Annotated in this window: 19 protein-coding genes; 5 read left to right on the forward strand and 14 right to left on the reverse strand. The window is 45.0% G+C overall.

The features are described from left to right. Positions 1 to 109: 109 nt before the first annotated feature. From ACQCN2_RS15000 to ACQCN2_RS15020, 5 genes are all read right to left on the reverse strand, one after another. On the reverse strand, positions 110 to 1489 hold the full coding sequence (locus ACQCN2_RS15000; protein ID WP_426929748.1) for a sigma 54-interacting transcriptional regulator: 1380 nt from the start codon (positions 1487 to 1489) through the stop codon (positions 110 to 112). Beyond that, the gene (gene atoS / locus ACQCN2_RS15005; RefSeq protein WP_426929749.1) at positions 1455 to 3326 is read right to left on the reverse strand and encodes a two-component system sensor histidine kinase AtoS; all 1872 of its coding nucleotides are present in this window, start codon (positions 3324 to 3326) and stop codon (positions 1455 to 1457) included. The genes ACQCN2_RS15000 and atoS overlap by 35 nt, the downstream gene beginning before the upstream one ends. Before the next feature lie 72 nt (positions 3327 to 3398). Next, the gene (locus tag ACQCN2_RS15010) at positions 3399 to 3662 is read right to left on the reverse strand and encodes a hypothetical protein (RefSeq protein WP_426929750.1); all 264 of its coding nucleotides are present in this window, start codon (positions 3660 to 3662) and stop codon (positions 3399 to 3401) included. Between the two features lie 185 nt (positions 3663 to 3847). Further along, a complete protein-coding gene (locus ACQCN2_RS15015; protein ID WP_426929751.1) occupies positions 3848 to 4648 on the reverse strand; it encodes a spore coat protein in 801 nt (266 codons plus the stop codon). A 99-nt stretch (positions 4649 to 4747) separates the two neighbouring features. Then, complete coding sequence (locus tag ACQCN2_RS15020) at positions 4748 to 5125, reverse strand: DUF2512 family protein (RefSeq protein WP_426929752.1); 378 nt, start codon at positions 5123 to 5125, stop codon at positions 4748 to 4750. A 148-nt stretch (positions 5126 to 5273) separates the two neighbouring features. On the opposite strand from ACQCN2_RS15020, the gene ACQCN2_RS15025 reads away from it, so the two are divergent. Beyond that, the gene (locus ACQCN2_RS15025; protein WP_426929753.1) at positions 5274 to 5498 is read left to right on the forward strand and encodes a hypothetical protein; all 225 of its coding nucleotides are present in this window, start codon (positions 5274 to 5276) and stop codon (positions 5496 to 5498) included. Between the two features lie 276 nt (positions 5499 to 5774). Here ACQCN2_RS15025 and ACQCN2_RS15030 read toward each other — a convergent pair whose 3' ends face one another. Beyond that, complete coding sequence (locus ACQCN2_RS15030) at positions 5775 to 6293, reverse strand: GNAT family N-acetyltransferase (protein WP_426929754.1); 519 nt, start codon at positions 6291 to 6293, stop codon at positions 5775 to 5777. Between the two features lie 45 nt (positions 6294 to 6338). Beyond that, positions 6339 to 6533: a hypothetical protein gene (locus tag ACQCN2_RS15035; protein WP_426929755.1), complete on the reverse strand. Its 195-nt coding sequence runs from the start codon at positions 6531 to 6533 to the stop codon at positions 6339 to 6341. A gap of 480 nt (positions 6534 to 7013) precedes the next feature. On the opposite strand from ACQCN2_RS15035, the gene ACQCN2_RS15040 reads away from it, so the two are divergent. From ACQCN2_RS15040 to ACQCN2_RS15050, 3 genes are all read left to right on the forward strand, one after another. Then, positions 7014 to 8402 carry a glycine--tRNA ligase gene (locus ACQCN2_RS15040; protein ID WP_426929756.1) on the forward strand — a complete coding sequence of 463 codons (1389 nt, stop codon included), beginning with the start codon at positions 7014 to 7016 and terminating at the stop codon, positions 8400 to 8402. Between the two features lie 151 nt (positions 8403 to 8553). Next, entirely contained in the window at positions 8554 to 8694 is a 141-nt protein-coding gene (locus ACQCN2_RS15045) for a hypothetical protein (protein WP_426929757.1), read from the forward strand. Positions 8695 to 8697: 3 nt separating this feature from the next. Next, on the forward strand, positions 8698 to 8853 hold the full coding sequence (locus ACQCN2_RS15050) for a hypothetical protein (protein WP_426929758.1): 156 nt from the start codon (positions 8698 to 8700) through the stop codon (positions 8851 to 8853). Here ACQCN2_RS15050 and ACQCN2_RS15055 read toward each other — a convergent pair. The 6 genes from ACQCN2_RS15055 to ACQCN2_RS15080 all read right to left on the reverse strand — a co-directional run bounded on the left by ACQCN2_RS15055 (position 8840) and on the right by ACQCN2_RS15080 (position 16118). Beyond that, positions 8840 to 9301: a hypothetical protein gene (locus tag ACQCN2_RS15055; protein WP_426929759.1), complete on the reverse strand. Its 462-nt coding sequence runs from the start codon at positions 9299 to 9301 to the stop codon at positions 8840 to 8842. The two genes, ACQCN2_RS15050 and ACQCN2_RS15055, sit on opposite strands and share 14 nt — an antisense overlap. A 171-nt stretch (positions 9302 to 9472) precedes the next feature. After that, a complete protein-coding gene (locus tag ACQCN2_RS15060) occupies positions 9473 to 11521 on the reverse strand; it encodes a methyl-accepting chemotaxis protein (protein WP_426929760.1) in 2049 nt (682 codons plus the stop codon). Between the two features lie 158 nt (positions 11522 to 11679). Further along, positions 11680 to 12573, reverse strand: a complete 894-nt coding sequence (locus ACQCN2_RS15065) for a hypothetical protein (protein WP_426929761.1) — start codon at positions 12571 to 12573, stop codon at positions 11680 to 11682. Between the two features lie 79 nt (positions 12574 to 12652). Beyond that, positions 12653 to 14041 (reverse strand): sensor histidine kinase, encoded by a 1389-nt coding sequence (locus ACQCN2_RS15070; protein WP_426929762.1) that lies wholly within the window; start codon positions 14039 to 14041, stop codon positions 12653 to 12655. 4 nt (positions 14042 to 14045) lie between these two features. After that, positions 14046 to 14744: a response regulator transcription factor gene (locus ACQCN2_RS15075; protein ID WP_426929763.1), complete on the reverse strand. Its 699-nt coding sequence runs from the start codon at positions 14742 to 14744 to the stop codon at positions 14046 to 14048. Positions 14745 to 14762: 18 nt separating this feature from the next. Next, the gene (locus tag ACQCN2_RS15080; RefSeq protein ID WP_426929764.1) at positions 14763 to 16118 is read right to left on the reverse strand and encodes an FG-GAP repeat domain-containing protein; all 1356 of its coding nucleotides are present in this window, start codon (positions 16116 to 16118) and stop codon (positions 14763 to 14765) included. Between the two features lie 585 nt (positions 16119 to 16703). Here ACQCN2_RS15080 and ACQCN2_RS15085 point away from each other — a divergent pair. Continuing rightward, a complete protein-coding gene (locus ACQCN2_RS15085) occupies positions 16704 to 17261 on the forward strand; it encodes a cupin domain-containing protein (RefSeq protein ID WP_426929765.1) in 558 nt (185 codons plus the stop codon). A gap of 219 nt (positions 17262 to 17480) precedes the next feature. Here ACQCN2_RS15085 and ACQCN2_RS15090 read toward each other — a convergent pair whose 3' ends face one another. Continuing rightward, the gene (locus ACQCN2_RS15090; RefSeq protein WP_426929766.1) at positions 17481 to 18980 is read right to left on the reverse strand and encodes a DASS family sodium-coupled anion symporter; all 1500 of its coding nucleotides are present in this window, start codon (positions 18978 to 18980) and stop codon (positions 17481 to 17483) included. Positions 18981 to 19210: the final 230 nt, after the last annotated feature.

The raw sequence follows: 19210 nt of genomic DNA on the forward strand, positions 1-19210 counted from the left end.
CAGCAAAAAAAGACAACTCCCTGAAAAAGAGTTGTCTCTTGTGAAAAAAATTACGTAGCTGACGATTGGTTGCGCAGCAATTTTTGCGCAGTGTGAACTTTTTTGCGCACTAGTCATCAATTCCGTACTCTTCAATCTTGTATAACAATGTCCTCCTGCTTACATCCAGTTCCCGAGCTGTCTTCATCCGATTTCCCTGATTGCGCTGTAAGGCCTGGACAATGATCTCCCGTTCCAGCAGTTTGACACGTTCCTTAAGCGACTGACCGCTTCCTTGCTCCACAAGCCCTTCGGATGGAGCCGACTCGTTCGTGTCCGATAGAGAAGGCAGAAGATCCTCCTGATAAATCAATGAACCGGTTGACATGATGACCGCTCGCTCCACCACATTCGCCAGTTCACGCAAGTTTCCTGGCCAATGATACTCTTCCAGCGTTTTTATCGCTGCCGAATCGAATCCGTCGATCTGCACCGCATTTTCCAACGCGTATTTATGTAGAAAAGAGTCTGCCATCAGACGGATATCTTCTTTACGTTCTCGCAGAGATGGCAGGCGCAGATAAATCACTTTTAGCCGGTAGTACAAATCTTCCCGAAACTTCCCTTCCCTGACCATCGCTTCCAGGTTGCGGTTGGTTGCCGCGACGATGCGAATATCCGTATGAATCGTCTGCGTTCCACCAACTCGCTCAAATTCGCGCTCCTGCAGTACACGCAACAGTTTCACTTGCAGTGCAGGCGAGATCTCTCCGATCTCGTCAAGAAACAGCGTCCCTTCGTGTGCCATTTCGAATCGTCCGATCTTTTTGGCAACAGCACCCGTGAATGAGCCTTTTTCGTGACCAAACAGCTCACTTTCCAGCAGGCTCTCAGGCAGCGCTCCGCAATTAATCTTAATAAATGGTCCTGTTGTCCGTTTGCTGCTATAGTGGATCTGGTTGGCGATGACTTCCTTCCCCGTTCCGCTCTCTCCTGTGATGAGTACCGTTGCGTTGGTGGGCGCCACACGTTCGACAATGTTGTAAAGTTCCATCATCTTGGGAGTATTCGTCAACAGATTTTGTGCGTGGTAATGGCTATTCAGTTGTCGATGAAGAGTCGCCACATCGCTTTTGAGTCGCTCCATCTGAAGGGCGCGGTTAATGAGTAGTTTTACTTCATCGTTATCAAAAGGCTTAATGATGTAATCGTACGCCCCTGTTTTCATTGCTTCTACGGCCGTCTCGACAGACGCGAACGCCGTCATCAGAATAACCGTAATATCCCGTTTCCATTCCCTCATCGCTTTAAAGGCGGTGATCCCATCCATTTTGGGCATCCGAATATCCATTAAAACCAAATCAGGTGAAATCTGCTTGGTGATTTCTACTGCTTCTTGGCCGTTTTCAGCCGTCACCACTTCGTATCCTTCCCGTTTTAACACAGCCGCCAATAATCTACGAACATTTTCTTCATCATCGACTACCAATAGTAATGGATTCGTTCTCATCTTGATCCCCCCCAGTTAGTTGTAGAACAGGCAAGCTGATCGTTACAACGGCTCCTTTCATCTCATGGTTGTCTAGGGTAATCCAGCCGTTATGCGCCGTAATAATCTGCATCGCAACTGCCAAGCCAAGTCCTGTACCTTTTTCTTTCGTTGTATAAAAAGGATCAAAGGCTCGCTGCAAATCGTCCTCCACAAATCCGCAGCCAGAATCGTGGAAAATGATCTCAACGTATTGTTTGTCCACATCCAATCGAGTTTTAATATGCAATTCTCCCTGGTCTTCAATCGCCTGAATTGCATTAATGATGATATTGAGGAACACCTGCTTGCATTGGTCGGCATCACCACGGATGATTGGGTTGTCGGGATCCAAATCGAGAAAAATCATGACTTGGGCCTGGGCTGTTCGATGTTCAACCAGAATTAACGTCTGTTTCATCAATTGATTCACGTCCACACTGGTATAATGGGTGGGACGATGCTTAGAAAAGTATAAAAGTTCCTCGATAATTCGATTGATTCGATTAACCTCTTTGACAATAATCGTCATGAACTCTTCCCGTTCTTCTTCCGTATGCGTATCCTGAAGATACTGAACAAACCCCTTGATGCTGGTCAACGGATTGCGAACCTCGTGTGCTACCCACGCCATCAACTCACCCAGAGCAGCGAGGCGTCCTGCCCGTAATACTTGCTGCTGCAATTGTTGTACTTCTTTCATATTCCACAAAATCAGAAGAATACCGATTGGATGATGATTGGAATCATTCAGGAAGCTGGTACTGGCACTGGCATATATGGTTTGCTCTCCGATCGAAAAATTGAGATTCATTTCAATATTGCGACGCCCGGTTCGCATTGTATCCACGATCATATTGCTGATATGGCAGCCTTCTTGAAAGAATTCATCGTGTTGCTTCCCGATTAAATCAGATAAGGTAAGACCGGTCATCTCAAGGGCTGCAGGATTCGCTGAGGTAATACACCCGGTATGATCGAGTGTAATCATGCCTTCCGTGATACTATTTAATATGTTCTCCGTCAACGACTTCTCGTTTTGTAAAGAATGAGCCATACGATTGACAGCTGTGGCAATTTCACCGATCTCACCTGATACTCCCGAGATTCTGATCGACAAGTCTTTTTCCATCCCATGCAATCCTTCTTTGACGATGTTCACGTCACGTATGATCCTATTGGAAATGCTTACAAGAAGAAAGATGATGAAGACGATCACACCCAGTAGAATGCCGACGATCGTGTGACGAATGGAAGAGAGTTGCTTTTCTACCATATCTGTCGGTTCATTCGCCCAAATATAACCGATAACTCGACCATCACGTATAATCGGATGCATGGCATTCATGACGTTACCACGCACAGCAGAGACGAATTTGGTGAGGTCTTTCCCGCTCTCGAGAACACTGTTTCCTGGGTGGTTCTGTGCAATTTTTACGCCTACCTTTTGATCGTAGAGTTGACTCGGTCCATAAGTAACGATAGCTTCCAGATCTTTTACATAGTAACCTACACCAATATTAGGAAAAGCTTGCGCAACCAGATCGGTTTGTGCCTTCAACTCTTCATGGAGAACCCGAATCTTCGTCTGATGATCTGCATGTTCTGCTCCTTTTTTACGCAGGATCTGATCAAAATCCCCTATTAAATACTGATCAAGTAGCCGAGTTGCTGCCATCAGCTTAGCCTCTTTTTCTTTTAGCAACGCATTATTGACACCATTTTGCAATATGTAACTGGAAATAAGCATAGGAATGCAAACAATTAGTACTAATAAGAGAACTACTTTGCCACGCATACTTTTTGGTAAAAATCCCATCTGTCTTACCCCCTATCCCTCCACAATGATAGAGGAATGAATCGGCTTGTGTCGATACAGAATTGTAAATCTTTAGCCTAGCCGCTTCATCAAGGTGTGATTCCGAATGTAGCAAGCTTCCTCTGCTTCTTCTAGACTCATGAAAATATCTCGTTTTCTTTTGAGCAGCTGATGGGCTGTGGCTGTATTGCTAAAGTTGCTTCCTTTTCTCTGAAGGCACCAATATTCATGATGAACCGTTTGTTGATTGATCACATAATATCGGGTGTTGCTTACTATCCATTCTCCCTTGGACTTTTTGATCAAATAAATCGCATCTTCATTGCGAGATTCCATCTGAATCACCCTTATTACAGAATTTATGGTTACAACTGACTTTCTTCATTTGTTGAAAATATGCAACAAACGTGCCGGGCTTACGCGAATGGAAGGAAAGTGCAATTACTTTACCACTGTAAAGTAATTGCACTTTCCTATACGTAAAAAAAAAGCTGGAATGAGCAAGTCATTCCAGCTTAAGCCTATTTGCTTTTCGTCGGTTGTACCTGAGAACCTAGGGATGAGTAGGCCATTGCATTGGAGGCTTGTGAGCCAAATGGCGCGGCTGGGCTCGCCTGCATGGCTGTAGATGTATAGTTTCCATAAGAATAATCGCTTGTTGCACCACCAAGAGAATTGGTCGTATGGGAAGAGTAAGACGGCTGTTGGGTTTGAGACACATACGTGCTTGGATGAAACTCAGAGGTGCCGTATGGAGCAGTGTGAATCGATGGGAATCCCCCAGCGACCGGCTGATACGTGTTGATCATGGTTTGAGTGGTCATCTCTTTCATCGTTGGCACTTGATAATATCCATGTTGATTCATATATTGCCATACTTCATAAGCCTGTTCACCACAATTGATCGCACCCTGCTGAAGGATTCTGCGTAGATTTGAGTCAGCGCATTCAAGTGAAGCCCGCATTTTTTGGGTCGCGCCCGCTTTATGAAGATCCAGCAATGCACAAGCTACATCACGGTCGTCAATTGCACTGACCGACATAACAGGAGAAGCAGGGGCTGGTTGGTGTAATCCGTATGTAGGGGTAGCCATTTTTGGGGAACGATAAGGAACAGCTGACTGCATGCCATTCGATTGAACGGCTTGCACTAGTGTATTATACCCTTGAACCATGAACTGTAATTGTTTGTCTGCAATTTGGGATAACTGTACGTCCTTAATGTGTTGGCGATACAATTGGGCTGTATTAATACTTGTAATTTCTGATGATAGTACTTCATGCACTTCCATTACTTCATGAGCTCCATAACTCGCTGCCATTTTGATCTCCTCCATGGTCACTATCGTTTGGCGAATTGGTTCACCAACAAGGAGTATGCCCAAAAACTTGGAATTTCATAAATTTCACAAGACGGCTTGTTAACCCGCCAGATTAATTTTGCGTTGCTGTAAAATCCACTGATGCATGATCAATTCGGCTAGCCCAAGCATTCCTCCCACAATCAGGGCTCCCATCAGTGTCACACAAGTCGGTTGAAACAGTAACGGCACCAGCCAAATAACTCCCGTCATGAACACAAACCCCATTACAGTGGATTTCACATTTCCGAACAACGGCAAAATGGTTTCGTCAGCCACCAGACCGATCACGAGAAAGAGTCCAGCCAGACAAGCAATGACGAGCCAAGATCCCCAAAACACATACTCTGGAAAAAGCAACGTCCCTCCATACAGAATCGATGGAAAAACGATGAGCTTATAGAGAAAATTAACCGCCACCCGCGCAAACAAAGGCATAGGTTACACCTCCTTCTGATCGCGTCTTATTCCTATGATCACCTAGAAATACCTGTTTATCCTGAAGAATGATGCTTCGAATAAGGTGCATGCCATTGGGTACGATATGACGGTGTTCCAATTCACTAATCCATAGGGGGAATCTGAAATGACACAACAAATTGACGCCAACAAACTAAAACAAGCCGAAGTCGCCGCAACTCTCGCCAAAACGATGATTACTCAAGCAATTGAACAATCTGCTGCCAATCCTACATTGGCTGAGGAAGCACTTAAACAAGCTTCCACTGAAATTGCTCAGGCACAAACGATGGTGAGTCAAGTACATTCCACGATGCAGACCCAAGCTCAATCCAGTCAACAATCCAAGTAAGTAGAAAGAGCTTCGTCCCTTTACCCCCTCTCATCGGGGGGCCGAAACGCGCTCTGTGGAAGTTCGCATGGATGTTAAATAGCACGCTCACTACCTCCGAAAGGGGAGCCGCCAAACGCTTCGCGCCCCTTTGGGGTTGGGTGGCGGCTCAAATCCCTTTCTCCGTTCGTTCACTGCGCTTCTCTTCCAATGAGGCTAGAAGTGGACGAAACTCTTTTCTTATGCAAAAGGAAAGACTGGGTTCATTGACCCAGTCTTCTCTTGCAATATACTTCTTTATTCATTTCGATTTGCTTCATATTCTCTTCGCAAAATAGACATAATGATCAGCGAATCGTAGCCGTCCTCAAATTTGACGCATTCTCGCAGCGTGCCTTCCGCAACAAACCCCACGGATTCGTAAACATGGCGCGCTCTGTCGTTGAAGTCTTTGACATCCAGCCAGAGTCTGTGCGCTTTCTTTTCTTCGAATATCCACTTCTGCAACAGTCGCAGCGTGGATCTTCCCAACCCCTTCTCTTTCTTGGAAAGGGTAATGCGCAGCAATTCCACCGATTGATTGGGGTTGGCCAAACCTGCCAAGATCACATACCCTGCCCGTTCATTGTCATGTTCCACGATGAAATGAGCCTGATCCGCTTGCCCGAGAACCGCTATGTGCTGTTCCCTTGTCCATCTCGTGATAAAACGTCGATTCTGTTCATCGTGTTCTGTTTGTAAAACATAATTGAGGTCGTCTTCCGTTGTGCTTCTTAGGATTATACCTGACGATTGCAAAATAATTGGAGTGCTCATTCAACTTACTCTCCCCACTGTAATGAATTCTATTTAATCATATGGTTAGTCTGGCCTATTGGCCTCGGAATGATTGTTGTTGATCGCCTGAATAAGCTGATTCAGCTTCGCATTTCTTTCCTTGTCTAACTCCAATTTGGTTTTCATAAATTGAAGTGCGGTAATCAGGCAGTACAAGACAAACCCGTAAAACAACAGGACCACGATGAACATTATTTGCCCCCCCATCATCATATTCATGTTTGTCTCCTCGATTCTTTTTCCAAATGGAATTTCTCAATAGCTTCCTTCCATCAAAATATTTCCATAATAAGTTCAACATTCCTTCTTCGTAATTTCTTCACTTCTATGTCCTTGACCTGAATTGACTTTGCCGATATCCTTTGCTATCATACTTACCAATAGTTCTATATGTTGGCTGTGAAGGACAGGAGTAGTAAACGATTGCCATGAAGCGAGTCGGGGAGAGTGGAAGCCCGATATGGACGGTTTATGAAGGGCGGTCTGGAGCCATTTTGAATGAAGGTGGGCGCAACTTTCGCGTCAACTAGGGTGGAACCGCGGGAATATAACTCTCGTCCCTTGCATGTTACATGCGGGATGGGAGTTTTTTATTTTGCCAAAAAACGGTCTGAACCGTTTTTTGGCTGACCGCAAGCGGTCATATTTAAGTTTCATGAAAAACGTCGAAACGTTTTTCACACAAAAGGAGTGGACAGTATGAGTCAAAACGTAACAATGGATCAAGTCGTCGCATTGGCGAAGCATCGCGGATTTGTTTTTCCCGGATCTGACATCTACGGTGGCCTTGCCAACACATGGGATTACGGCCCGCTTGGCGTCGAGCTGAAAAACAATGTAAAAAAAGCTTGGTGGAAGAAATTTATCCAAGAATCTCCTTACAATGTGGGTCTTGATGCTGCGATTCTGATGAATCCGAAAACATGGGTAGCCTCCGGTCACGTGGGCAACTTCAACGATCCAATGATCGACTGTAAAAAATGTAAAGCTCGCCACCGCGCTGACAAGCTGATCGAGAACGCTCTTGGGGAAAAAGGCATCGAGATCATCGTAGACGGTCTCTCCTTTGACGCGATGGCTAATTTGATCAAGGAACACGATATCGCCTGCCCGGAATGCGGCTCCAAGGAATTCACCGAGATTCGTCAGTTTAACCTGATGTTCAAAACCTTCCAAGGGGTTACCGAATCCTCCGCGAACGAGATTTTCTTGCGTCCGGAAACAGCCCAAGGGATCTTCGTCAACTTCAAGAACGTACAGCGCACGATGCGTAAAAAGCTTCCGTTTGGTATCGGCCAAATCGGTAAGAGTTTCCGTAACGAAATTACACCAGGTAACTTCACGTTCCGTACTCGCGAGTTCGAGCAAATGGAGTTGGAATTCTTCTGCAAACCTGGCGAGGACATGAAATGGTTCGAATTCTGGCGCGAAACCTGCTTCAACTGGCTGCTCAAATTGGGCATGAAAGAAGAAAGCGTGCGTCTGCGTGATCATAATGCGGACGAATTGTCTCACTACAGTAATGCGACTAGTGATATCGAGTACCGCTTCCCGTTCGGTTGGGGCGAGCTGTGGGGAGTTGCTGACCGAACTGACTTCGACTTGGCTCGTCACATGGAGCATTCCGGCGAGGACTTCCATTATCTCGATCCTGAAACCAACGAAAAATACATTCCGTATTGCATCGAGCCGTCCCTTGGCGCAGACCGCGTAACGCTTGCCTTCCTGATCAACGCTTATGATGAGGAAGATTTAGGCGAGGGCGATAAACGTACCGTGCTTCGTTTCCACCCGGCTCTCGCTCCGATCAAAGCAGCGATTCTGCCACTCTCGAAAAAACTTTCCGAGGATGCGCTCAAGGTTTACGCGGAACTGGCTGCTGAGTTCAACTGCGACTTCGACGAGTCTGGTTCAATCGGTAAACGCTACCGCCGTCAAGACGAGATCGGTACTCCGTTCTGTATCACCTTTGACTTCGATTCTCAAACAGATGGACAGGTTACTGTACGTGAACGCGATTCTATGCAGCAAGTTCGTATGCCAATCGCTGAACTGAAATCCTATCTCTTGGAGAAAATGAACTTCTAGGAAATCCGTTCAACTAGTCTGCATCCTAACATGAATGAAGCGCCCCTTTCTCAGTGGAAGTGGCGCTTTTTTTTGCATAAAAGTGGTGCAAATTTCTTAAGCAATGGGAAATGCTACAGATATGGATTGTTACTCAGAAAGGGGCGTTCCCATGACCACTTACCAATGCTTTCATTGCGAGCATGAAACCGAAAGTGTCCATCTGATCAGCTTTTTCCAAGGAAAGCAAGATCGAGAGGAACTTCTCTGTGATGAATGCTACGTCGAATGGCTGCACTCGATTAAAGGCTAACGGATGGAAAAACGAGAAGCATTTTCTGAAGAAAAGGACGTTGAGGGTCTGTTCCAGTTAGTAGAATTGATTAATGCCAAGGGAGATCAGGGCGAGATCAAAGCCCTACTGAACAAACCAGATGAGGGAATTGAGCATGAATCGTTTAAGACACTTTAGTATACGCGATCAATAGGACAACAAGTGCGAGGATTACCGTGCCACCTGTCATCAAGCCTAACCCTGAAACGAGTTGGGCTCCTGTTTTTTGTTCGACATCAAGTGATTGATTCACCAGTTTTTTAATTTTCAAAGACTGAAGTGTCAGGAAGATGATCGAGCCAAAAATTAAAGCAGCTCCACCAAACTCCATCAGAAGAATGTAAAGCGGTTTTTGGGTGTGAACAAGTCCCATGTTTTCAATCATGAAGATCCCCGTTACCAATACTATAAACGAGCTGGGATTTAGCACCCATCTGACCAAGAGAACGATCATTTCGAGACGGGACCGAGTTTTGGGAGTATTCCAGTTCTTGCTTACTTGTCTGCTCTGAATCAAGGTTGTCACAAGCGCTACTGCCCAAATGAATAGAAAAGAAAGATGCAATCCGAAAAGTATCTTTACCAAAACCGTATGTCCTCCAATCACAGACACAAAATTGATTCATGCTTTTAATATTCATACAACCCATGAACACCTATTCACTATTATCGTGAATTTTCGTTTGATCGTGGTGATTATTATCACAAAAACCCGCTCGACTTGTAATCGAACGGGTTTTTGGCATTGGTTTTCACTTTAAACTTTAAACTTGCTGATCAGCCCGTGAAGCTCTTCCGCCATATGGGAGAGAGAGGCAGCAGAAGAGGTGATTTCCTCCATTGAAGCCAGCTGTTCTTCTGAGGCCGCCGAAACGTTCTGTGTACCGGCCGCTGTATCGTCCGCCACCTGGGCAATATAATTGGTGGATTCCACAACTTGTTGCGTATGAGACGAGAGCGCTCTCGCTGAATCTGAAACCTCCGCAATTCGTTGAGCAACCTGATTGACATAGTCTTGGATAAGTTGGAAGGACTCCCCGGCGTTATTCACGATATCAATTCCAGAGGTAACTTCTTTCGTGCTGGTTGCCATCGCATCAACAGCTTTGGTTGTTTCTACCTGAATCGATGTGATGAGATGCGATATTTTTTGGGCAGATTGGGACGATTGTTCCGCCAGTTTGCGAACCTCATCCGCTACTACCGCAAATCCGCGCCCATGCTCCCCTGCTCTCGCCGCTTCAATCGCCGCATTCAGCGCTAACAGGTTGGTTTGATCGGCGATTCCGGAGATCACTTCCAGAATCTGTCCAATCTGTTGGGAATGTGTGCCCAAACCTTGCACAATCTCCGATAATTCCCCAATATGATCGCTAATCGAATTCATTTGGGTCATAGCGGTTTGAATGGATTGATTTCCACCCTCCGCCATATATAACGCTTGTTGTGCTGTTTCCGTTACATGTTGAGCGTTCTGAGCAATCTGATCAATTCCACTCGTCATTTCTACAATTGCCTTAGTGCTTTGCTCTACGCTTCTCACCTGATTATCCGATCCGACGGCCACTTCCTGAATCGAATTAGCGATCTGCTCGGTTGCTTTACTGGTTTCTTCGGCACTTGCTGTCAATTGTTCCGAGGTGGCCGCCACGTGATGAGAGCTGGCAGCAATTTGGCTTAATAACGCTTTGACATTAAAAGCCATCTGGTTAAAGTTCTGAGCCATTTGCCCAAACTCATCCGCTGAGCGAACTGTAAGTGTTTGTGTAAAGTCTCCTTGCGCCATCGCCAGCGACAGCTCGTTAACAGTCTTGATTTGGTTCGTCAAGTATCGACTATAGAAGCTAATGACTATTCCAATGATGAGAATGCCAACAATCGAAATGAGTCCCAGGGATGTAAGCAGAGCATTTAACGGAGCATGAAGCTCTTTTTCTGGCATAACGAGTGCCAAAACCCAGTTGGTTCCATCAATTTTTTGATAGAAAACCTGATTCTTGCCCTGTTTATCATCGAAGATAGCATGACCATGTTCCTGTTGTAAAAGCTCGGGACCAATCTTAGCGATCGAAGCATTAGGATCTTCGGTGATTTTGGTCTTCATGATTTTATCTGTTTCCGGGGTAGCCAGGTAATTCCCGTTATGGTCGAGCAAGAATGCCCAGCCTGTTTCGCCCAATTTAATTGAAGAGATGGCTTGCTGAATGGCGGTCAGGTCAATATCCCCTGTCATGACACCGAGCAGTTTTTTCTGTTCATCGTAAAAAGGAACAGAAGCGGTTACCATGGATACATTTAATTTATCATCCGTGTAAGGCTCAGAGAAAACCACGCTTTCGGTGGTGTTTGTCGCAATTTTATACCAATCTTGATTCGGGTAATCCACGGAAGGATCATTATATTCTTCGGTCGTCGTGATTTTTGCATTATCCCGATGGGCATAGGTTGAAAAATACTTAGTTTTGGCGTCATAACGATTCGGTTCATAGAAGATCCCGAGACCATATGTACCTTTATTAACCGATAAACCATAGGACAGCATCTTGTGAAATTGATCAAGAGTTATTTTGCTGGAAAGGCTTTCGACGACTCTGGCATTGGTTTCTACCACTCGTGAATGAGCCGTCACTTTATTTTGAATACTATTCGAGACAGCGCTTAATTCTTTGCTCATATTGCTTTTCAATTCTTCATCCATGAATGAGTTAACGGAGACGTAAGCGTAGCCCAGCACGGTTACCAACATTCCGATAATAATAGGAAGCATAATGACCAATGTTCGCATTTTTACTGATTTGAATTTCATGATAACCATCTCCACTCTTTATTTCATAATGAAGTGAGTTTAGAGATTACTTACCCTGAAAAATGATGTATAAAACATAAAAAAAAGAAAAAAACCGGAAGAATGTAGCAAAATGCTAAATCCAACGGTTTAATAAAGTTTATTGTTAAATAATATTATTATTTTAAGAAAGTTTGTTCATGACCATTTTCGGTGTCCCATACCAGCTTGTTTTTTTGCAATTCAAAACCGATCACTTTTAGATGTCCTTCGCTTACAACCATCACATGGTTACTGTCTTGGAAGTAGTAGGTGCTCGCTTTTTCGCCTGCCTTCAGCAATTGGCCATTAGTTGTGAATTCCATTGCTTTTCCTGTCTGCTGATTCTTCCATTTGCCGAACAAATCGAGCGTTTCCGGTATAAACCCGCCGGCTTTAACGAGGTTCCATTTGGATTTATCATACTTCCAAAAAGTGGAGATATACATTCTGACATCTGCATTAGACTCTCCAGTCATTCGCTCGATCCCTTGCAATTCATAAGTTCCGTCTTGGTTCAGGTCAATCGGTTTCAGTTGGTTGAACATGAGTCCGAATAACCCTTCTTCGCCCTTATTGCCAATACCCGGCAGCTTGATCTCTACAGGCTTCTTGTTGTTAATCTGATACATATGATAGGTGGAGAAGCCGCCGCTTCCACCCGTATCAGCGCCAATGAACAGGTCAGCCACATGATCTCCCGTAAAATCATGCAGAGTGAGCGTAGGATTATATCCCCCATCCTTGATCGGGATGTTGATCGTTTGTTTGTTGATAGGATTGGCGATGTTTATGAGCAACTCTTCATTATAAATGTCGGTTGCTTTCTCTCTTTTGCCGAAAAGGGTAATCGTATCCTGAACCTTATCTCCGGTCACATCGGCCTTCATCTCACTGATTTTGAACATTCCAGAAGGTGCGGCCTTTGGAACGGCTTTTCCTGCCTGTCCCATGGCAAAGGCGTTCGGTGCCGCCATCAATGCGGCAAGTAAGATTCCACATGCGATTGTTTTTGTTTTGATTGATTTTTTCATGGTTCAGGTCCCTCACTTTGTCTTTGATACTTTAGTTATACGACTTTTACCAAAGAAGAGGGTTACAAAAGGGTTACAACTACAACTGAGCTTGCGGCAAAACAATCGTCACGGTGGTACCTTCATTACTCTCAATCTGTAACTGTCCATGATGCAGCTCAATAATTTCTTGGGAAATCGCAAGTCCAAGCCCGCTTCCCGACAGCTTGGAGCTGCCTTTGTAGAACTTGGTGGCGATTCGTGTTAAATCCTCTGCGGGTATTCCTACTCCATTGTCCTGACAGCGGATGATGACATTCCCGTCTTGGCACTGAGCGCTCAGGAGAATCTGACCGTGTGGATTCTGTTTCGTAAACTTCAAGGCGTTATCCAAAATATTGATAAACACCTGTTTTAAGCGATTTTCGTCGCCTTGAACCAAAAGGGGATCATCCTCCCACTCCACCTTCATCTGTACGGTTTGTTGCTCCCGATAACTGAACTGTTGATTGATCTCGGCCAGAATATCTCGAATATCCACCACCTGCAATTCCAGCTGAACGACCCCTCGCTGGAACTTGGAGAAATCAAGCAATTCCTCTACCAAGCCGATTAATCGATTGGTCTCTTTGCCAATTACCTGTAGACCCTGAGAGGTTTCCTCCGTATCGCTAAGATCGCCAGTCAAAAGTGTTTCGCTCCACCCTTTAATGGAAGTCAGCGGTGTACGCAGCTCGTGTGAGACAGAAGAAATAAATTCATTTTTGAGCTGCTCATGCCTCATCAACTCTCCTGTCATATAGTTGAAGGTATCCGCTAGCGTGCCAATTTCATCATCACTTGATTTCGTGACCCGCAAATCTAACGTGCCCCTTGCCATTTCGGCAGTGACCCGAGTCAGCTCCTTGATGGGTCGCACGATACGGTTGGACATCAGCGTGCTGATCCAGATAAAGACCAGCACCACGATTAACCCCACCCCCAAGGAGATACCTGTGATGAGGTAAACGGTGTGATACACATTTTCCATGGAGACGCTATAGCGTAAAACACCAATCGTGGTATCCATCTCTTTTAACGGATTGGAGACGGCAAGGATTCTCTCACCCGAATCCGCTTCTTTGCCGATCCAGATACCGGTCTGTCCATCTAATGCCTTTCGTACATCTTCGGTCAGGACCTTGGCTCCAGCGGAGTATCCGTACGATTGCAGCACGACATTGCCTTGCCAGTCGATAATCTGGGCCTTGGCTGTCTCTTCAGGCGGGATGTTCTCCAGAATGTATTTGGCTTTTTCTTTTAGATGGTAGGTGGGAATATACTTGTTGAAAAACGCGGTGGACGTAATGGCTCGATTGACCAAATCATTTTTGGCGCCTGCTACATAATACTGTTGAACGACTGTCAAAAAGAGCAATTCAAACACGATCACAATCAATAGAATGATGAAGCTGAAGCGTAGCACCAACTTGCTCTTTATACTGCTCATACGCTTAATCCTTTCTCCACAGATACCCATATCCCCAGACCGTTTCAATAAATTGCGGGTGCGAAGGGTCGTCCTCAATCTTTTGGCGCAATCTTCTCATGTTGACATCAACCACCTTGAGATCGCCAACGTAGTGTTTCCCCCACACCTGATTGAGGATTTCGTCACGACTGATCGCTTTATTCGGGTTATCCCAAAAAAGTCTCACAATCTGCAATTCAGTGGGCGTCAGTAGAATTTCTCTATCAGTCTTGTATAGCCGCTGCTGATCAATTGAGAGGATAAATGGGCCCATCTCCTGCTTGAGAGGGCTTTCCTCCTGTGTCTTCGGGTCGCTTGCATGAAGTCTTCGAGCAAGCGATTTTACTCGTGCCATTAATTCTGTTGGGCTAAAAGGCTTCACGACGTAATCATCCGCACCATACTCAAGCCCCATGACCTTGTCAGTCTCCTGCCCTTTGGCTGTGAGCATAATGATGCCCATCCGCGGGTATTGGCGACGCAATTCTTGACACACTTCTAAGCCTGATATTCCTGGAAGCATAACATCCAGAATGGCAATCTCCACATCGGAATGCGTCTGAACGATACGTAGCGCCTCTTCTCCCGTCGCCGCTTCGTACACTTCATATCCTTGCCGCTTCAAATTGATCCGCACAAAATCACGGATCGATTGTTCATCTTCCAATAGAAGGACTTTCATTAGGTCTCCTCCTTTCTTCTATAAATGAAAGGTTCGAAAAGCCTGTCGGAGCTTGGCCTCATCCAATTGAAGCTGTTGATAGGCCGCGGACTCTTCCGCAGATAATGCAGGGGCTTTGGTCGGTAGCTCCCCCACAATCATTCTTCCGTTATTCTCGCCTAGCACAATGGCATGCGGGTATTGTTTTTGTTCGCGTGACCAGTTTTCACGCTTGATCAAATGAAGTGTCAGCAATGGTGCCTCGGGCTTGGCGGAATGGGCCAGATAAAGGAATTGGATATCCTCTTGCTGTTCCGTTCTTTTTCGAACAATCGTATATTTCCCTTGCCAGTTGGTCGGGATCGTAAAGTCGAATCCAAACCCATAGTTGGCGTAATTCTCCTGAACCAGCTTAAACTTCATCTTGGAACCCAGATCAGGATTCAGTTGATACCAGGATTGCACCCACGGTGTATCCGCCATGCTCAGATCTTCTGTTCCTGGAGGGGCGGTTAGTGTCCCAATTTCCACGATTCCATCATGATTCACATCCTGGCTGTACAAGGGATATTCTTTATAGGCTAGTTGTTGAGCGCTCTCATCCGCCAGCACATCCACGAGCTTGCCCTTCTTTAGCATGAGCAGAGAAGTCATGGCCGAATGGGCTCCTACATCGGCATCGATAAAAATCCCCAGCTGATCAGGGGTGGCTTTACCGATGACTACCTGCGAAAATCCATTTACGCTGCCATCCAAGGGAATGTGCTGGCTCTCTTTCATCTCTGATCCTGCATAGGAGTACAGCCTGCCTTCTGCAGTGAGTTGATCGTGATTATGTTCGATGACTAAAATTTCCGCCTTGTGATCTCCGTCTACGTCGCCTATTCCTAAAGCCGAATACGGATGACTCCAAATGGTCGAGAGCTGTTGCTTCTGGTAAGAATAAACAGCTACTTCCCCATCGGTTCCTTCCGCATAGCCCCAACCCACGATAATGTCTGGGAAAGAATCTCCGTTCACATCTTGAAACTCAGCCTGTTTTACGTCAGACGCCAGTCCTTTGCAATCAGCAAGTTTCGTCCACGAATTCCCCTCTCGCTTCAAAACAAGCATTCCGTTCTGGGCGTCGGATGATGAAGTGTTCTGATAGAATGTAACAATCTCATTGGAGCCGTCTCCATCAAGGTCAACTTGATAAATGGCGCTCTTTTCCTGACTTTGACTCGGAATCGTGAGTTGCGCGCCCTTCGGAATATATTGGTTTACTGCACGCATGATATCTTGCATAGACTGCTCTTGCTTGGGAGGTTTGGTTAACTGACTTGGCGACTGAATGCCACAGCCGGTTAATAATCCAAGCATTGCCGCAATGGATACGAAATAGCTCACCTTCACACTTTCTCACCTGTTCCTTGTTCGTTCTGTAGCATCATGGTTCATCCTGTTATTGTTACATATTTTCTATTCATAGGGTATCTTTCTATTTTTATATCATTTCGATTGAGGGAATAGGTTACAAAAAGATTACAAGGCAGAAAAGACTTCGTCCCTTTTCGCTCTGTGGAAGTTCGCAATGATGCGGAAAAGTCCGCTCTTTCACTGCGAAAGGGAGTCGCCAAACGCTTCGCGCCCCTGCGGGGTTGGGTGGCGACTCTTCTCCCTTTCTCCTTTCGCTCGCTGAGCATCACTTCCAAGGAGACTGCAAGTGACGAAATCTTTTCCTTAGCGGGCTTACGCGAATGGAATGAAAGTAAAAAGATGTTAGATTCATGCATAACGTTGATTCTTTATAAAACAAACACAAACACAGCTAATTTGTTGGCTGTGCTTGCATCTTTTTAGTTGTTCAACTAAAGGGCAGTTATCCTCAGTAACTCTAAATTACAATAATGGAATCCGTGCCCATTATTGTACATTTTCTTTCCCTTTAAAAAGGCAACAGCATAGGATAAAAAGAAAATAATAGATCATGGGAGGAGAATGAATTTGTACGGCAAATCAGGTTATCACCATCAGTCGTCTAATCTAATGCATAACAATTGGAATTACAATTGGTGTAATAACTGGAACCCTTATTATTACAATCAGAATGTTGGTTGGAATAACAACTGGAATGTTTATTATAGAAGATATGAATTGAAAGATTATGGCCCAAATCCATTTGTAATTAATATTAATGAGGCTGCTAAGCAAAACAACACTTTCCGTACAGCAATATGGACAGGTAAGCATTTGCAAGTTACCTTAATGACTATCAATGTTGGAGAAGATATCGGCTTAGAAATTCATCCGACACTGGATCAATTCCTGCGTATTGAAGAGGGTCAAGGACTCGTTCAAATGGGTAAAAGCAAAGATAGATTAGATTTTCAAGCTAATGTTTATGATGACTTTGCAATCGTTGTTCCTGCTGGAACATGGCACAATCTAATCAATACGGGTAATACACCGCTTAAACTTTACTCGATCTATGCTCCACCTCAGCATCCATTTGGAACCGTTCATCAAACGAAAGCAGATGCCATGGTTGCCGAATAAAACCTCCACTATTAGTGGTATCTTTCTCCATTAACAGAGATCTTTAGTTCATTAAAAAAGTCGGTATTCTTCCTTCGAGAATATCGACTTTCACTTCTATAGACACCCTTATACATTTCATCATTAAACATAAGGTTTTCTCATACAGACTGAGGGGAGTTACCTAGTAACTCCCCTCTTTTACTTCATATTATGTTCCTAGCAGATTATACTAGACGACTACAACAATCCCATCCACTTCCAATAGGTTGCCGCAAACAACAGGAGCAACAGATAGCCGATAACCGTTAATGGAATACCAGACTTGATGAAGTCCTTGGTTGTAAACGTTCCTGTACCGAAGGCCACCATATTCTGTGGCGCGTTCACAGGCAGGATAAAACCGAAGCTTACAACAAACTGTTGGATCAGAACCATACCCACGAGATTCATGTCCGGGCGATCCAAGCCTTGGACCAAAGCAATGACGATTGGAATCAAGGTCGAAGCAAGACTGGTTGCGCTTGCAAAACCTAAGTGAATCACGATGTTGAACAAGGCAAGGATGGCGATAATGGCCAGTATAGGCATCGTATCGAGACCCATGCTGCTGAAAAATGCGTTAGCCAACCAGGTTGCCGCCTTGGTTTTCAATAGGATGGTACCAAGCGAAATCCCCACCGCAAACAGGATAATAGTACCCCATGGAATGTATTTTTCCACTTGACTCCAGGTGAAGACACCAATTTTAGGAGTCAGCATGACCGCTACTGCAATGATCATCGTAGTTGTACTGTCAAGCGGATGAACGACTTTCTCAGTCGCCCACAGGAATAGCAGTACGAGCGAGATGATCAGCAAACGGGTTTCCGCTCCAGTCAGCTTTCCAAGCGCTTTCAATTGCTCTTGAACCATTTGCTGACCGTTCGGGATATTTTTCATTTCAGGCGGAATTACTTTTAACATAACAAAGTATAGAACCACAGACATTACAATTGCCCAAGGCGCTGCATACAGGAACCATTCACCCCATGTGACGCTGGTATGGAATGCTTTTTCCATGAAACCGATTGCCACCATGTTTTGAGCTGCCGCCGTTTTGACCCCGATATTCCAGATCGATGCTGCCTGAGCGGAAGCGATCATAATCAAAGCGGCGAACCGGCTATTCTTTTCTAAACCAAATGCTGCTACCATCCCAAGAATAATTGGTACGATGGCGCCAACCCGTGCTGTTGTGCTTGGAACTAAAAAGGACAGGACGACCGCGACCATAATCGCTCCAAAAAGGATGCCGCGAGTACTAGAACCAACTTTTGAAAGAATAACGAGTGCTATACGCTTATCAAGACCTGTCACCTGCATGGCTGCCGCCAGGAATAGAGCTCCAGCCACTAGCGCTACTGCCGAATTGCTGAATCCGGATAGAGCCATGTCCAAGGATTCCTTGGTTCCCAAAATTTTATGAGGATCATCAAGACTTGGAGCTAAACCTAACAACAGTGTAGCTAAAGCAAGAACTAAAGCTGCGCTGACAGGATACGAAACGGCCTCTGACATCCAGAGAATGACCGCAAATACAAGAACCGCCAATGCCCGCTGCCCTGCCACCGCAAGTCCTGCCGGAGTAGGAAGTAAAAGCACAATGATCATGGCAACTGTGGCTAATAGCATCCAAATCCATTTTTTCTCGGCTTTTCCGGAACTTTTTCCTTGTTGAATCGCATTTGTTGCAGACATGTTTACACCTCTCTTCGGAAGAGTTATTGTCCATATCTTTCAAACTCTGAAAAGGTACCTTTCACCATCTACAATCACATACCTCACATTCAAAATCCAGTTTAAGTAAATTTGTTTTAATAGTGATATAAAAGTAAATAAAAATCATTTTTTTCACGCTATTAAACTTGTTGATGAATTTAACGTTTTTATGAACTTTTTCGGATTTTCTCCCCTTCTGACTTTTCGAG

The organism is Brevibacillus ginsengisoli (assembly GCF_050113715.1).
GTDB classification, from domain to species: Bacteria; Bacillota; Bacilli; order Brevibacillales; family Brevibacillaceae; genus Brevibacillus_H; species Brevibacillus_H ginsengisoli.

Excerpts from the sequence above, each read along its gene's own strand:
- ACQCN2_RS15025 (WP_426929753.1), top strand. The coding sequence starts at position 5,274 with ATGACACAACAAATTGACGCCAACAAACTAAAACAAGCCGAAGTCGCC.
- ACQCN2_RS15050 (WP_426929758.1), top strand. The coding sequence starts at position 8,698 with ATGGAAAAACGAGAAGCATTTTCTGAAGAAAAGGACGTTGAGGGTCTG.
- ACQCN2_RS15020 (WP_426929752.1), bottom strand. The coding sequence starts at position 5,125 with ATGCCTTTGTTTGCGCGGGTGGCGGTTAATTTTCTCTATAAGCTCATC.
- ACQCN2_RS15010 (WP_426929750.1), bottom strand. The coding sequence starts at position 3,662 with ATGGAATCTCGCAATGAAGATGCGATTTATTTGATCAAAAAGTCCAAG.
- ACQCN2_RS15000 (WP_426929748.1), bottom strand. The coding sequence starts at position 1,489 with ATGAGAACGAATCCATTACTATTGGTAGTCGATGATGAAGAAAATGTT.
- ACQCN2_RS15015 (WP_426929751.1), bottom strand. The coding sequence starts at position 4,648 with ATGGCAGCGAGTTATGGAGCTCATGAAGTAATGGAAGTGCATGAAGTA.
- ACQCN2_RS15065 (WP_426929761.1), bottom strand. The coding sequence starts at position 12,573 with ATGAAAAAATCAATCAAAACAAAAACAATCGCATGTGGAATCTTACTT.
- atoS (WP_426929749.1), bottom strand. The coding sequence starts at position 3,326 with ATGGGATTTTTACCAAAAAGTATGCGTGGCAAAGTAGTTCTCTTATTA.
- ACQCN2_RS15030 (WP_426929754.1), bottom strand. The coding sequence starts at position 6,293 with ATGAGCACTCCAATTATTTTGCAATCGTCAGGTATAATCCTAAGAAGC.
- ACQCN2_RS15070 (WP_426929762.1), bottom strand. The coding sequence starts at position 14,041 with ATGAGCAGTATAAAGAGCAAGTTGGTGCTACGCTTCAGCTTCATCATT.
- ACQCN2_RS15035 (WP_426929755.1), bottom strand. The coding sequence starts at position 6,533 with ATGAATATGATGATGGGGGGGCAAATAATGTTCATCGTGGTCCTGTTG.
- ACQCN2_RS15040 (WP_426929756.1), top strand. The coding sequence starts at position 7,014 with ATGAGTCAAAACGTAACAATGGATCAAGTCGTCGCATTGGCGAAGCAT.
- ACQCN2_RS15060 (WP_426929760.1), bottom strand. The coding sequence starts at position 11,521 with ATGAAATTCAAATCAGTAAAAATGCGAACATTGGTCATTATGCTTCCT.
- ACQCN2_RS15090 (WP_426929766.1), bottom strand. The coding sequence starts at position 18,980 with ATGTCTGCAACAAATGCGATTCAACAAGGAAAAAGTTCCGGAAAAGCC.
- ACQCN2_RS15085 (WP_426929765.1), top strand. The coding sequence starts at position 16,704 with ATGAATTTGTACGGCAAATCAGGTTATCACCATCAGTCGTCTAATCTA.
- ACQCN2_RS15075 (WP_426929763.1), bottom strand. The coding sequence starts at position 14,744 with ATGAAAGTCCTTCTATTGGAAGATGAACAATCGATCCGTGATTTTGTG.
- ACQCN2_RS15045 (WP_426929757.1), top strand. The coding sequence starts at position 8,554 with ATGACCACTTACCAATGCTTTCATTGCGAGCATGAAACCGAAAGTGTC.